Source organism: Halomonas dongshanensis, assembly GCF_024790395.1.
In the GTDB taxonomy this organism is placed as follows: domain Bacteria; phylum Pseudomonadota; class Gammaproteobacteria; order Pseudomonadales; family Halomonadaceae; genus Vreelandella; species Vreelandella dongshanensis.
In genome coordinates, this window is sequence record NZ_JAJISC010000002.1 from 312,460 (window position 1) to 325,118 (window position 12,659).

Here is a 12,659-nt window from a genome sequence, read left to right on the forward strand (position 1 = left end):
TCCTTATGCTGGGAGAGGGTTATCGCGCGATATCGGCAACGATTTCGTAGCTTCGCAGACGCGCCTGATGGTCGAAGAAGTCGCTATTGATCATCAACTCGTCGGCTTCGGTTCGGGCTTGGAAAGCTTCGAGCTCCGCTTTGACGGTGTCGGGACCACCGATGATCGCTGCGCCAAGGAACTGACTCACCTGGCTGCGCTCCATCGGTGTCCAATCCAAGCTGTCGACCGGGGGTTGGGAAAGCGTGGGGCGGCCGCGAATCAAATTGAGGAATTTCTGCTGTGCCGTGGTCGCGAGGTAGTGGGCCATGTCATCGGACTCGGCGGCCATCACCGGCAGCCCGACCATGGCGTAGGGCTTGTCCAAGTGCGCCGACGGTTTGAACTGGCTGCGATAGAGATGCAGCGCTTCGAACAGATACCCAGGCGCGAACTGGGCAGCGAAAGCAAAAGGCAGACCCAGTTTGGCGGCAAGCTGGGCACTGTAGCCGCTCGACCCTAAAAGCCAGATGGGCACCTGGGTGCCTTGACCAGGCACGGCCTTGACGCGCTGGCCAGGTTCGGCGTCGGCGAGATAGCGGCGTAGCTCCGCCAGCATCTCGGGAAAGTCCTCGGCCCCGGCATGGGGGTGGCGACGCATGGCCTGCATGGTCGCGCCGTCCGAGCCGGGCGCACGGCCAAGACCCAGATCGATGCGCCCTGGGTAGAGCGTCTCCAGCGTGCCGAACTGCTCGGCGATCACCAGCGGAGGATGGTTGGGCAACATGATGCCGCCAGAGCCTAGGCGGATGGTCGAGGTTTGGCCTGCCAAGTGGCCAATCAGCACCGCGGTCGCCGCACTGGCGATGCCTTCGATATTGTGGTGTTCGGCAAGCCAGTAGCGCCGGTAGCCCAGCGCTTCGGTGCGTTGGGCGAGTTCGACACTGTGCTGGAAGGTTTCAGCAACGCTTCCGCCCTGGCGAATCGGGGCAAGGTCGAGAACGGATAGGGCAGTGGACGCGAGCGGGCTCATGCATCACCTCATCGGTCGAATTGAGCGAGATCCAAGGTTATGCGGCCGATGGTTAGGATTTGCAAGGGTCGCCCCGCTCACAACACTCTTACGTAAGCCCGCCGCCCTTGGGCGTGAGCATGGTGGAAAGATCGAGAATCGACTGCGCCATATCGGCCATGCTGCGGCTTTGATCCATCGAGGTTTTGCGCAAAAAGCGGTAGGCCTGCTCTTCGCTCATCTGCTGGTGCGCCATGATCACGCCTTTGGCACGCTCGACCAGTTTGCGCTCGCGCAGTGCCTTGCGGGTATTTTCGAGCTCGTCACTCAAGTTTTGCAGGCGGCTCGCCTGAGCCTGGGTAAGCTCCACCAGGGAGCGACCGAGGTTAGATGTCAGCATGCTCTCGGTCAGCTCCCCCAGCGGCGTTTGGGTATCGCTAATCCCCAGTAGCTGCGCGCAGGGCGCGTTTGGCGTGCGGCGGGGCGTCTTGCGTGCGTGTTCGAGCGACGCTTGGGCGCGCTCGATCTTACGATGGCAAAGGGCGGTGAGTTGTGCGGTCAAGCCGTCTTCGAGGGTTTTTAGGGCGTCGATACGCTGGGTGGTCAGCGCGTACCAAACGTCGCGCGTCTCGTTCTGACGCTCACCCGAAAGGGGCGCCGATGGATCCGTTCGCCCCGCGAGCGCGCGTAGCGCTTCGATATCGCGATAACACGCAGCGGGCAGGGCATTGTGCCACTCGTCCTGGGTCTCGCTGGGGGCGAACTCGAGAAAGGTATCCAGGCAGCGCTGCTGATCGATGATCAGGCGTTTGTGTAGTGCGCGGTGCGTGGCATCGAAATGGCCTTGGGTAAACCCATAGGCGCCGCAGGCGCGCTCCTGGCCCGCGAGCTCCTTGCCCTGCATGAGGTGAAAGATAGCGACCAGGGTGCGAGTGATCTCGGGATCGGCCGAACTGTCGGCTGCATCGAACACCACCGCCAAGAGCCCGCTGATCAGCTGGTTGAAGGCTTGGGTAGCAGCGTCGGGCTTGATGGCAAAGCCCTCGACCGCCGTGCGCAGCGCAGGCAGTTCGTCCAGGGCAAACCACAGCGCGGCGATACGATGAAGGAGTCGCGGCGATGCCTGGGGGCGCGCCTCGGCGCTCAAGGCCTCCAACCGCTCGCGCATGATCGCTTCGGCCTCGCGGCTATCGGCGAGATAACGCGTGCGGCGCTCGGCAAAGCGCTGACCACGAGAGGCTAGATAGATGGTCGAAGCGCCGCGCTCGCGCTGTAGCCGATGAATGAAGCGGCTAATGTCACCGACGATGGCGCTCGCCATGGCGAGGTGCGTGAAGTGCTCGATCTCGGATCGAATGGCGGTCAACAGCAGCTGCTGCGCTGACGACATGATGGACTCCCCCTAGCAAAAACGCCTTACCCTGCAATTGCAGAGCAAGGCGTGCAAGCGTTGATACCTGCGCTGTGCCAGATCAGCGCAGTGACAATGTACCCGTCGCCGCCTCACGGTTGGCGGCTTTGGCGTAGGCATCGGCTTCTTCGGCCTCTACTTCTTCGCTAAAGCGTACCACTAGAACACAGCTGGCGAGCACCAGCACGCAGAGCCCCAGGTAGAAAAGCCCCTGCTGATAGCTCAGGTTTTCACTGCGAAACAGAAAGGCTGCCGATACGGCCCCCACGTTGCCCCCGGCACCGACGATACCGGCCACCGCGCCCAAGGCTTTCTTGTTGATGAAGGGGACGACGCCGAAGGTAGCGCCTTCGGCCATCTGCACGAACAGGCTGAACACCAGCATGATGCCGATGGCGAGACTCAGCACGTGCATTTGCGAGAAAGCCACCAGCGCGATCCCTTCGCACACCAAGGCAATGAAGAGCCAGCGCACGCGGCCTTTGAGCCCAGCCTGACGGGCAAAAAGATCGGAAAAGACGCCGCCCAAGGTGCGGGCGAAGATGTTCATTAGCCCAAAAAGACCGGCGATGAGCCCTGCCGTTGCCAGGGTCAGGTCGAAGTGATCGAAAAAGTAGATGGCGGCTATGTTGTTGATGGTCAGCTCGACGCCAAAGCAGAGCCCGTAGACCACGAACAGTGCCCATACGCGAATATCCTTGGCCGCCGCCAGAAAGCTCGTTGCCGCACCGTGTTCACCCTTGGCCTCCGGGAGTTCGCCGCGCGCGCGCAGGTCGCTGAAATTACCGTCGGGGGCGTCTTGGGTAAACAGCCAATAGCCAATGCCGGTTGCGAACATGACGATACCGGGCACCACCATGGCCAGGCGCCAGCCAAGCGTTTCGCTCACGCCGAGCATCAAAAGCCCTGATAGGATTAGCGGCATCAGCATTTGTGTGGTGCCGCCGCCGAGATTACCCCACCCCGCGCTGGTGGCATTGGCGGTGCCCACCACGTTGGGCGCGAACATCATCGTCGTGTGGTACTGGGTAATCACGAAAGAGGCGCCGATGGCGCCGATGGCCAAGCGCGCGAGCAAGAAACTTTCGAAGCTGTCGGCAAAGCCAATGCTCATGACCGGCAGCGACCCTAAAAGCAAAAGCCCTGTATAGGTCTTGCGTGGCCCCAGGCGGTCGCAAAGCAGGCCAATGAGCAGTCTGACGATGACGGTGATGGCCACCGAGGCGATGATGGTATTACCGATTTGCGTTTGGGTTAGGGCGAGATCTTCACGCACGATGGCCATGAGCGGAGCGATGCCGAACCAGCCAAAAAAGCAGACGTGAAAGGCGAACCAAGAGAAGTGGAAGGCGCGCATTTGCGGCGTGGAAAAATCGAGCAGCCGGATGCGGGACGCTTTGTTGCGAATGTTCATCATGAGCCTCACGGAGTCATAAGCGCGTTGATCGATACGCAGCGTCTACGACGCGAGGTATCGACATGAACGTGTCCTTCGCCTTTGAAGGTCAGGTTCGACGCACTCGTACCCATGGGGCCTGGTCCACGCCTAGTGTGCCCCTGCGGTGCAGGGTGCCCAGCTCACCAAGCAAAGCTTTCGCCATTAGGAATAAAGATTTTTTATTTCAGTTGGTTAATGATAGTTGTCGAGAATGTCTATCATCTTTTTCCAGACTGCTTGCACCAGAGCGCGAGCCGCTAAGGGCTGAAAGCGCCGAGCCGCCATTTTTTGGTGCAGCGCAGCTTCGAAAAGACCTAACCGCTATAGACGGTATCGATATCCAGCGTTGAGCGCTCGCCGAGGGCGTCGAAGTTCTCCTCGAGCCAGCGCTCGGCCGAAGTGCGGCCCAGATCGAAAAGGTGGGTGAGAAAGGGCCATTCGGCGTTCATCTTGCTCGACACCGAAAGCGTCTCCAGCGCCTGCTCGCCGCTGATACGGTGGAACAGCGCACGCTGGTAGCAGTTGTCAATGCCCTCTTGTTCGAGCGCGCGCTTGAGTAGCGCGATCATGCGTATCTCTTTTATTAGCGAGGAGTTGAAGGTGATCTCATTGAGCCGGTTCATGATCGCTGGCGCCGTGGTGGGTAGTTCTTCACGGCTAACGGGGTTGATCTGTACCAGCAAAATGTCGCGGGCGCTACACTCCTCCATCAGTGGAAAGAGCGCGGGATTGCCCATGTAACCGCCATCCCAATAGGCCTCGCCGTCGATCTCCACGGCTTGAAACATGAACGGCAAGCAGGCCGAGGCCATGACCGCTTCGACGCTCATCTCTTCGCGGCGAAAGACCCGCTGCTTGCCACTGCGTACGTTGGTGGCGGCGACGAATAGCTTGAGCCGCTGACAGCGCCGCACGCGTTCGAAATCGACGTGGTTATCGACGATCTCCTTGAGCGGATTGAGGTTGAGGGGGTTGAACTGATAGGGCGATACTAGGCGGCTGAGCATGTCCAGGGCGACGTAGCCGGGCGAATAATCGAGGCTCCAGTTGCCGGTGAGCACGTCTAGGGGCGAGCGGCGCACGGGGCTCGCCATGGCGGCGTGGCTCACCGCGCGCCAGAAGTCGTGCAGCGCTTGGCGGGCGGTCTCTTTATCGCCACGGGTGAGGGCGTCGGCCATGATGACGCCGTTCATCGCGCCGGCGCTTGTGCCGCTGATACCTTCGAGTTCGATGCGATCGTCTTCCAGTAAACGATCGATGATGCCCCATGTATAAGCACCGTGGGCGCCGCCGCCCTGAAGCGCAAGGTCGAGTTTTTTGACGTCCGCCATTCTCGGCTCTCCTCCATTTGTCTGCTCGGTTCAGCATGGCAGCTAGGCAGCAGGGGCGCGAGGTGTTTTGCAGTGCAGCAAAGATAAAGCGTGAAGCGATATTCGATACGTCTATTGGCTAGCGGCTGGCGAGTTGCGTGGCAGCGGCATTGGGGCAGTGCAAGAAAGCCGAACTCGCCAACCACTCGGCATCGGGGTAGTAGGCGAATACGTACTGATCCTCTTTGAGACTATCGATCAGCGGATAGGTGACCGCTTCACGCACGGCAGGGCAGCCGTGGCTGCGGCCGAGGCGTCCGGTTTTAGCGATGAAAGCATCACTGACATAGTCGGCGCCGTGAATAACGATGGCGCGCTGATAAGCGAGATCGTTGACTTCGGGTTCGAGTCCTTCCAGGCGCAGAGAGTAGCCGTTACGGCCATAGTAGCTGTTCATGGTGCGAAATAGCCCCAGGCTCGACTGGTGGCTCTCTGGCGTATTAGAGAAGCTGTCGGCGAGCGCGTCGCCGGAGCCCTGGCCATGAGAGACGAGCTCTTCGAACAATAGAGCGTGGCGGTGCAGATCGAAAACCCAGAGCCGCGGCTCGCTGGAGGGCAGCGAGTAGTCGATTACCGCCAATCGCTCGGCGTAGGGGTCGGCGCAGCTCATGGCCTGCGCGGCCAGGCGCAGTGCCTCGGGCGAGGCCGAAGGGGCGAGCTGACGCAGTTGTTGGTAAAGCGGCGACACCCCGGCGGGCGGCGCGACATGCATCTGGGCGAAAAAGCTGGAGGCGTGAGCGGTGAGCGGAGTGAGCGCAAGCCAAAGCCAAAGCCAAAGCGCACAGGTGACACCTGCGCCGATAAAGCGTGAAAGCATGATGTAAGAGCCTGTTATATAAGATACTGTTATATAAAAGTTAATCAGTAACGTTCGGCAACATTAAAACGCCAACGAACCCTAGCTAGCCGGGAACACGCTATGCTGAAGTAAAAGACGTCACGTAGAGGCGCTGGGCTGCGACGACATAGCGTGGCTAACGTAAAGCGAAGTGCAAAAAAGCCAGTTAAAAAAAAGCCAGGTAAAAAACAGCGCAAGGCATCATAACCCAAGGAGGGCGCCATGAACGAGACGCAACCACTACGACAATGGGCGATATGTGCGGCCCTGGCGCTGGCGGTAACGCAAGGGGCACCACTTATCACGCTAGCCGCGGCCGATATGGAACGTGGAACCCAAGAAAATGCCAGTGTCGCGCATAACGCCCATCACGATACCGCAGTAGAGCGCGCCTTGGCATCACGGCTTTCGACCATCCAAGGCACATCTCTGCCAGTCGCCTCATTTTACCAGCGCCTTCATGGCCAACCGGCTTGGCAGAGTGAGGCGCGGGTAGCGCTGTTGGATCAGGCATTGGAGACGCTGCGCGACGATGGGCTCGATCCTGCTGCTTACCGCGCGGGCACCTGGCGCGAGCGCCTCACCGCTAGCCAGAGCGCTGGAGCATCAACTCAAGCGGCCTTCGATGTCGAAGCGTCTGAGGCGTTGCTTCTGGCGCTCGAGCACCTCAATCGCGGCAAGCTCGACCCGCGGCAGGTAGAAGCGGGCTGGGACGCGCCACGCCCCGAACGTCGCTACTCGATGGTGCAGATTGCGCATGCCGTCGAGCGCGGCGATATCGAGGCGGCGCTCGATGCTGCCCGCCCGAGCGGGGTCGAATACCAAGCGCTTCGTGAGGCGCTGGCGCGATATCGCCAGCTCGACGCTTCTCATATAGCGTATCTGCCTGCAGGTGAGGCGTCGCTGCGCCAAGGCGACGAGGGCCCCGCGATTGCCACCTTGAGGCGCCGCCTGGCGCTTTGGGGCGAGCACGAAAGCGTGGCCGCCGACAGCAGCGTCTATCCGCTGATCGACGCCCGCGCCGAGGTATCGACCCGCTTCGATAGCGAACTTGCCGCTTCAGTGCAGCGCTTCCAACGGCGCAACCTGCTTCAGGCCGACGGCGTGGTAGGAGAGCAGACGCGTCGCGCGCTCAACGCCACTCCCGCCGCCCGTGCCGATCAGCTGCGGGTCAACCTCGAGCGCGCACGCTGGCTGCGCCCGGCGGATGATCGTGGCGCAAGGCTCTGGGTCGACATTGCCGGGTATCGCCTGCACTACGTGCGGCCCAGCGGTGAGGAGTGGAACGCACGCGTGGTGGTCGGCTCGCCTCGGCGCGAGACGCCGATCATCCACTCTTCGGTTAGCCATTTGACCATCAACCCGAGTTGGACGGTGCCACCCACCATTCTGCGTGAGGATATGCTTCCTCGCATCCGTCAGGATGCCGACTATCTAGCCCAGCACGATATCGAAGTGGTGAACATGATCGGCGAGCGAGTCGCTGCCGACGAGGTGGATTGGCAGCGTCCGGGTGGGGTGATGCTGCGTCAGGGGGCGGGAGCGAGTAACCCGCTAGGCCGCGTGGTGGTGCGTTTTCCCAACAACGACATGATCTATTTGCACGATACCCCGGCGCGAGGGCTCTTTCAGCGCGACCAGCGTGCGTTGAGTTCCGGCTGCGTGCGTGTAGAAGGAATTGCCGAGCTTGCGCAGATGCTGCTCGAAGATAGCGGCAGTCGCTACCGTATGAGTTCTCTGCTAAGCGGGGGGAGTGATCAGCGCGTCAATTTGCCCAATCGGATTCCGGTGGCGTTGCACTATTTGACCGCGTGGCCCAATGCCCGAGGGGAGGTGGAGTTTCGTCAGGATATCTACCAGCGCGATGCACGTGTATTGGCCGCCCTGTAGGCGGCCAATACACGACATTAGTCGGCAATCTGCTCCTGCTGCGAGGCGCCCTGCTGGTAGGAGGCAACGTTGACGATGCCGGATTCGCCGCTCTCCAGAGCGGCAATCAACGGCTCCGCTTGGCGCTGGAAGGCGACCAAGGTATCCCCACTTAGGCTCCTGTTTTCAGGCAGCTCGACTTTCATGGCGTCGGTAGGTGAGTTATTGACGATGACCTCGTAGTGAAGGTGAGGTCCGGTACTGCGGCCGGTGTTGCCAGAAAGCGCAATACGTTGCCCCATTTCGATGCGATCTCCACGCTCGACTAGGGCGCGCGAAAGGTGCAGGTAGCGAGTGCGATAGCCGTTATCGTGACGAATCACCACATAGCGTCCGGCGGCGGGGTGATTTGCCACCCGCTCGACGCGGCCATTGGCCGGGGCAATGACCGCCGTGCCGATCGGCATGGCAAAATCGGTGCCGTTATGCGGGCTGACCCTTCCGGTGACCGGGTGTAGACGACGCGGATTGAACGGCGAACTCATGCGATAGCTGCCTTCAAAGGGGTAGCGCGCGAAAGCAGGATCGAGGCTGTGGCCGTCTGGCGTATAGAAATTGTCGTCGGTGGCATTGTGTACGATGGTGAGGTTCATGCGCTCACCGGCATAATTGACCGCCAATACGCGTGAATCCAGCGTTTCGCCGTCGATCATGTCGGACTCGACTAGCACCTGGAACTGATCGCCGCGGCGGCTATCACGCCTGAAATCGAGTTTCTTTTCGAGTAAACGCGTCAGCGCCGTTACCGAACCGCTGTCCAGACCCGTGGCCTGAGCCGAGCGGGCAAAACTACCGCTAACGGTACCGGCGTAGAGGCGCTGAACGGGTTCGCCCTCACGCTCGATGCCAGTGACGTTGAAGTCACCCTCTTGGCGCTCGACCATCACGCCCTCGCGGGCGTTACGCATCATTCGCAGTGAAAGCAGGCGACCCTGCTGGTCGAGCTGGTAGTCGAAGCTTTGCCCTGCGCGCCAGTTGGTGAGCAGACGCTCATCGGGAAGGTCCGCCAGCAGGGCAAGCGCTTCGCTATAGCCAAGCCCAAGCTTGTTTTGCGCCAGTACGGCAAAGGTCTCGCCCGATTCGACCAGATGCGTCTCCCAATGGGGGACAAAGGCTTCTTCGGCAGCGAGCTCCAGATCGAGGAAAGAGGTGTCATCGAAGAGTTCGATGCCGTAGTCCTCGTAAGAGGTGGCATCAGCAACGACGACGCCCTCCTCTTGCTGGGTTGGCGCATCGAGCATACCGTTAGCGATCGTGCCCATCACGATAGCCATGTGCAGAGCGCCGTCGTTGAGCACGATGCCGGGCCCGGCAAGAGCCGTGTCCGGGATGTCGGTCATGTCGGCTTCGGCCGTGGCGATCACATCAAGATCGACGATCTCGGTTGCTTGAAGGTCCTTGAGGGGAATGTGTTCGCGCGTTGCATCCAGCGCGCGCGATGCCCGGCCAATGGCGTCGGCAACGGGGGTGCGCTCCTGGCTTAGCGTCGGTACGCCGGGAGCGGAGTCGTTGGGAAGCGGAACGAGCACGCTTTCCAGAGGTGTAGAGGGTTGAGTGATGCCTTGATACGTTGTAAGTAATTTTTGTGTGCCCAGCACCGTGACCATAGTGGCCACCGGTAAAAGTAACAATTTATGCGTGCGGGGCAGCGAATGGAGAATTCGCAACATGGGTAAATGGGCCGCCAAGTTCGTGGTAAAAGTAACCGAAAATGAATAAACCCGTGAACCATACCCCATGCAGGAGGGGGTGCATAGACTGTATGCCCATACACGAAATAGACTTTTGCTCTGTACCGCGCACTTACGTTACACGAAGCTAGAATAGAACGCTGTTCGTTAACAAAACATTACGCCATAGTCGGGGCGTTTACTGACTGAATGTTTGCTAACTAGATCTAGATCAAGGCGCTAGCGAACAAAAACAAGGTGCGTTTATTTCCCCACTGGCTTTTTGTTAGGTTTTTTTCGAAGATTAGAGCCATCACCCTCCCTTATGGATCGAGGAAATCGAAATGTCTCGGGTAACCCTCGCACAGTGGCAGATGTTGGCGGCCGTGGTCGATCATGGCGGCTTCGCCCGGGCGGCCGAGGCCGTACACAAGAGCCCCTCGACGCTCAATCATGCCGTTCATAAGCTAGAGGAGCAGTTGGGGGTCAAAGTACTGGAGCCGGTCGGGCGTCAAGTGCGCTTGACCGAGGCGGGGGAGCTTTTGCTGCGCCGTGCGCGGCAGCTTATCGAGAACGCGTTGTCGCTTGAGGACGTCGCCAACCGCTTGGCCGAAGGGCTCGAGGCCGAAGTGGTGCTCGCCATCGATCAGATCTTTCCCGCCGATGCTCAGGCCAGCGCGCTCCAGGCGTTTTCGTCGCTCTACCCCCAGGTGCGCGTTCAGCTTCACGAAAGCGTGCTCAATGGCGGCACGGAGATGCTCTATGATGGCCGCGCCGATCTCGTGGTCACGGGTATCGAAGCGCAGGGTTTTCTCGGTGAGCCGCTGGTCACAGTACGCTTCATTGCCGTGGCACATCCTTCTCATCCATTACACCAGCTCGAGCGCACGCTCGATCTGCGTGACCTGGCTCAGTATCGACAGCTCGTGGTGCGCGACTCGGCTCAGCGCCACGCCCTGAATGCCGGGTGGCTCAAGGCCGAACAGCGCTGGACGGTCAGCCATCTGAACACCTCGCTGGATATGCTCAAGCGCGGGTTGGGATTCGCCTGGATGCCCGAAACGCGCATTCAGGAAGAGCTCGAAAGCGGCACGCTCAAACCTTTGCCGCTAGCCGCAGGGGGCGTCCGCGAAGTGCCTTTACAGCTGATCTTCCGCGACCGTGATCGCGCAGGCCCCGCCGCCCATGCTCTGGCCGAGGCCCTCACGCATGCCGTGATGCATAGCTGCTCTCAAGTTGATTCGATGGCATCGAACCCAGCACGCTAAAACATTTGCTTGAGCTCGCATAAAGTCGCCTTAAGCTAAAGATTCATGCAGGCAAGGCCTGCTTTGCTGAATCATTTCGCTAAGGGAGGCCTCATGGGACTGTTGGTCGATGGTCAATGGCAGGATCAGTGGTACGACACCAAAAAACACGGCGGTGAGTTCGTGCGCGAATCGGCGCAGTTGCGCGATTGGGTGGGCGAAGGCAGTGCCTATCCCGCCGAGCCGGATCGTTACCACCTTTATGTTGCACTTGCCTGCCCCTGGGCGCACCGCGCGCTGATCATGCGCAAGCTCAAAGGGTTGGAGTCGCTGATCGGCGTTTCCCACGTAAGCCCTCTGATGCTCGATAAAGGCTGGACCTACCGTCAGGACGAAGGGTCGAGCGGCGACCCTATCAATGGGGTGGCCTACCACTACGAGCTCTATACGCTCAATGATCCGCACTATACAGGGCGCGTCACGGTACCGGTGCTGTGGGACAAAGAGCGTCGTGCCATCGTCAATAACGAATCGGCCGATCTGGTGCGGATGTTCAACCAGGTTTTCGATGGGCTGACGGGCAACGACTTGGATTTTTACCCCGACGATCTGCGAGCGGTCATCGATGAGGTCAACGCCGATGTCTACGATAACGTCAATAACGGCGTCTACAAGACCGGCTTTGCCACCGAGCAGAGGGTTTACGAGAAGCACGTCCATGCGCTGTTCGAAGCGCTCGACCGTTTGGAAAAGCGCCTGGATCGACAGCGCTACCTTGCCGGTGAGTGGCTCACCGAGGCCGATATTCGACTTTTTACCACGCTCGTGCGCTTCGATGCCGTCTACTACGGCCACTTCAAATGCAACTTCCGGCGTATCGAGGACTACCCGAATTTAGCCAACTACTTACGCGAGCTCTATCAGTGGCCAGGCATCGCCGAGACGGTGAACATGGACCATATCAAGCGCCACTACTATTACAGCCACGATACGATCAACCCAACGCGTATCGTGCCGACCGGGCCACTGCTGGATTTCAGCCGCGCGCACGACCGCGAGCGTCTGCCCGGGCAGGGTATTCGCCGGCGTTGAAGCGCGGATCGAGGGGGAGTAATGCTCGATCTATGGCAGAGAGAGCAGACACAAAAAGAGCCGCATCCTTGCGGCTCTTTGATCATGGTTGGTACGGCTGATCGTGCTTAAGTCGTATTTAATCCATACCTAAGATAATAAATTAGTTACCCTCGACAGCAGCACGGGTACGCTGCCAGGCGCTTTCGGCACCATCACGCGTAGTGTTCCAGGCATCTTGGGCATTGGCTTTGGTTTGCTCCCACCAGTCGCGGTCGTAGGCGGGGAACTGCTCAACCTCTTCGGGTGTGGCGGTTAGCATGATGCGATGTTCGACGTCGCCATCGGTTTCATTATGCGTTTCGAGGCTGAAGTGATCGGTATCGACCACGATTTCGCGGCCACCTAGGCCCAGCGTCGTGCCGCTTTCGACGACCAGTGCAGTGATGCGCATCTCTTCATCGAAGAGAATGTCGTCGACTTCACCAATTTCGTCGCCCGAGCCGCCTACGAAGTAGACCTTGGCATCGAGGATGTCATCGGCGGAGTACATGCCTTGAGGCTCGGTTTGCGCCTGCGCGTTCATGGCGAGGCCCAGGATGGCGGTACCAATGGCGGTAGTGAGTAGTGTCTTATGCATGGCGTCACTCCTTAGTTCCAATTGAATTCGTCCCGACTGAATTCATCCCAATTG

The 12,659-nt window shown here is 59.8% G+C and carries 10 protein-coding genes; 3 read left to right on the forward strand and 7 right to left on the reverse strand.

What is annotated here, in order from left to right; all coding sequences use genetic code 11:
• Window positions 1-19 precede the first annotated feature (19 nt).
• The 5 genes from LLY24_RS04930 to LLY24_RS04950 all read right to left on the reverse strand — a co-directional run bounded on the left by LLY24_RS04930 (window position 20) and on the right by LLY24_RS04950 (window position 6,027).
• Window positions 20-1,012 carry an LLM class flavin-dependent oxidoreductase gene (locus tag LLY24_RS04930; protein ID WP_259035170.1) on the reverse strand — a complete coding sequence of 331 codons (993 nt, stop codon included), beginning with the start codon at window positions 1,010-1,012 and terminating at the stop codon, window positions 20-22.
• Window positions 1,013-1,100: 88 nt separating this feature from the next.
• Window positions 1,101-2,381 (reverse strand): nitrate regulatory protein, encoded by a 1,281-nt coding sequence (locus LLY24_RS04935; RefSeq protein WP_259035171.1) that lies wholly within the window; start codon window positions 2,379-2,381, stop codon window positions 1,101-1,103.
• A gap of 82 nt (window positions 2,382-2,463) precedes the next feature.
• Complete coding sequence (locus LLY24_RS04940) at window positions 2,464-3,816, reverse strand: MFS transporter (RefSeq protein ID WP_259035172.1); 1,353 nt, start codon at window positions 3,814-3,816, stop codon at window positions 2,464-2,466.
• A gap of 338 nt (window positions 3,817-4,154) precedes the next feature.
• Window positions 4,155-5,171, reverse strand: a complete 1,017-nt coding sequence (locus LLY24_RS04945) for a patatin-like phospholipase family protein (protein WP_259035173.1) — start codon at window positions 5,169-5,171, stop codon at window positions 4,155-4,157.
• Window positions 5,172-5,289: 118 nt separating this feature from the next.
• Window positions 5,290-6,027: a murein L,D-transpeptidase catalytic domain family protein gene (locus tag LLY24_RS04950; protein ID WP_259035174.1), complete on the reverse strand. Its 738-nt coding sequence runs from the start codon at window positions 6,025-6,027 to the stop codon at window positions 5,290-5,292.
• A 243-nt stretch (window positions 6,028-6,270) separates the two neighbouring features.
• Between LLY24_RS04950 and LLY24_RS04955 the strand changes: the two genes are divergently transcribed.
• Window positions 6,271-7,938, forward strand: coding sequence for a L,D-transpeptidase family protein (locus tag LLY24_RS04955; RefSeq protein ID WP_259035175.1), 1,668 nt, complete (start codon window positions 6,271-6,273; stop codon window positions 7,936-7,938).
• A gap of 17 nt (window positions 7,939-7,955) precedes the next feature.
• On the opposite strand, the gene LLY24_RS04960 is transcribed toward LLY24_RS04955, so the two are convergent.
• Window positions 7,956-9,647, reverse strand: coding sequence for a peptidoglycan DD-metalloendopeptidase family protein (locus LLY24_RS04960; RefSeq protein WP_259035176.1), 1,692 nt, complete (start codon window positions 9,645-9,647; stop codon window positions 7,956-7,958).
• Window positions 9,648-9,991: 344 nt separating this feature from the next.
• Between LLY24_RS04960 and LLY24_RS04965 the strand changes: the two genes are divergently transcribed.
• The gene (locus LLY24_RS04965; RefSeq protein ID WP_259035177.1) at window positions 9,992-10,915 is read left to right on the forward strand and encodes a LysR family transcriptional regulator; all 924 of its coding nucleotides are present in this window, start codon (window positions 9,992-9,994) and stop codon (window positions 10,913-10,915) included.
• A 93-nt stretch (window positions 10,916-11,008) separates the two neighbouring features.
• A complete protein-coding gene (locus LLY24_RS04970) occupies window positions 11,009-11,986 on the forward strand; it encodes a glutathione S-transferase family protein (protein WP_259035178.1) in 978 nt (325 codons plus the stop codon).
• A gap of 142 nt (window positions 11,987-12,128) precedes the next feature.
• Here LLY24_RS04970 and LLY24_RS04975 read toward each other — a convergent pair whose 3' ends face one another.
• Window positions 12,129-12,605, reverse strand: coding sequence for a PRC-barrel domain-containing protein (locus tag LLY24_RS04975; RefSeq protein WP_259035179.1), 477 nt, complete (start codon window positions 12,603-12,605; stop codon window positions 12,129-12,131).
• Window positions 12,606-12,659: the final 54 nt, after the last annotated feature.

Bases quoted from the DNA above. Each gene is read 5' to 3' on its own strand.
- LLY24_RS04930 (WP_259035170.1), bottom strand. From the start codon at position 1,012: ATGAGCCCGCTCGCGTCCACTGCCCTATCCGTTCTCGACCTTGCCCCG.
- LLY24_RS04935 (WP_259035171.1), bottom strand. From the start codon at position 2,381: ATGTCGTCAGCGCAGCAGCTGCTGTTGACCGCCATTCGATCCGAGATC.
- LLY24_RS04940 (WP_259035172.1), bottom strand. From the start codon at position 3,816: ATGAACATTCGCAACAAAGCGTCCCGCATCCGGCTGCTCGATTTTTCC.
- LLY24_RS04945 (WP_259035173.1), bottom strand. From the start codon at position 5,171: ATGGCGGACGTCAAAAAACTCGACCTTGCGCTTCAGGGCGGCGGCGCC.
- LLY24_RS04950 (WP_259035174.1), bottom strand. From the start codon at position 6,027: ATGCTTTCACGCTTTATCGGCGCAGGTGTCACCTGTGCGCTTTGGCTT.
- LLY24_RS04955 (WP_259035175.1), top strand. From the start codon at position 6,271: ATGAACGAGACGCAACCACTACGACAATGGGCGATATGTGCGGCCCTG.
- LLY24_RS04960 (WP_259035176.1), bottom strand. From the start codon at position 9,647: ATGTTGCGAATTCTCCATTCGCTGCCCCGCACGCATAAATTGTTACTT.
- LLY24_RS04965 (WP_259035177.1), top strand. From the start codon at position 9,992: ATGTCTCGGGTAACCCTCGCACAGTGGCAGATGTTGGCGGCCGTGGTC.
- LLY24_RS04970 (WP_259035178.1), top strand. From the start codon at position 11,009: ATGGGACTGTTGGTCGATGGTCAATGGCAGGATCAGTGGTACGACACC.
- LLY24_RS04975 (WP_259035179.1), bottom strand. From the start codon at position 12,605: ATGCATAAGACACTACTCACTACCGCCATTGGTACCGCCATCCTGGGC.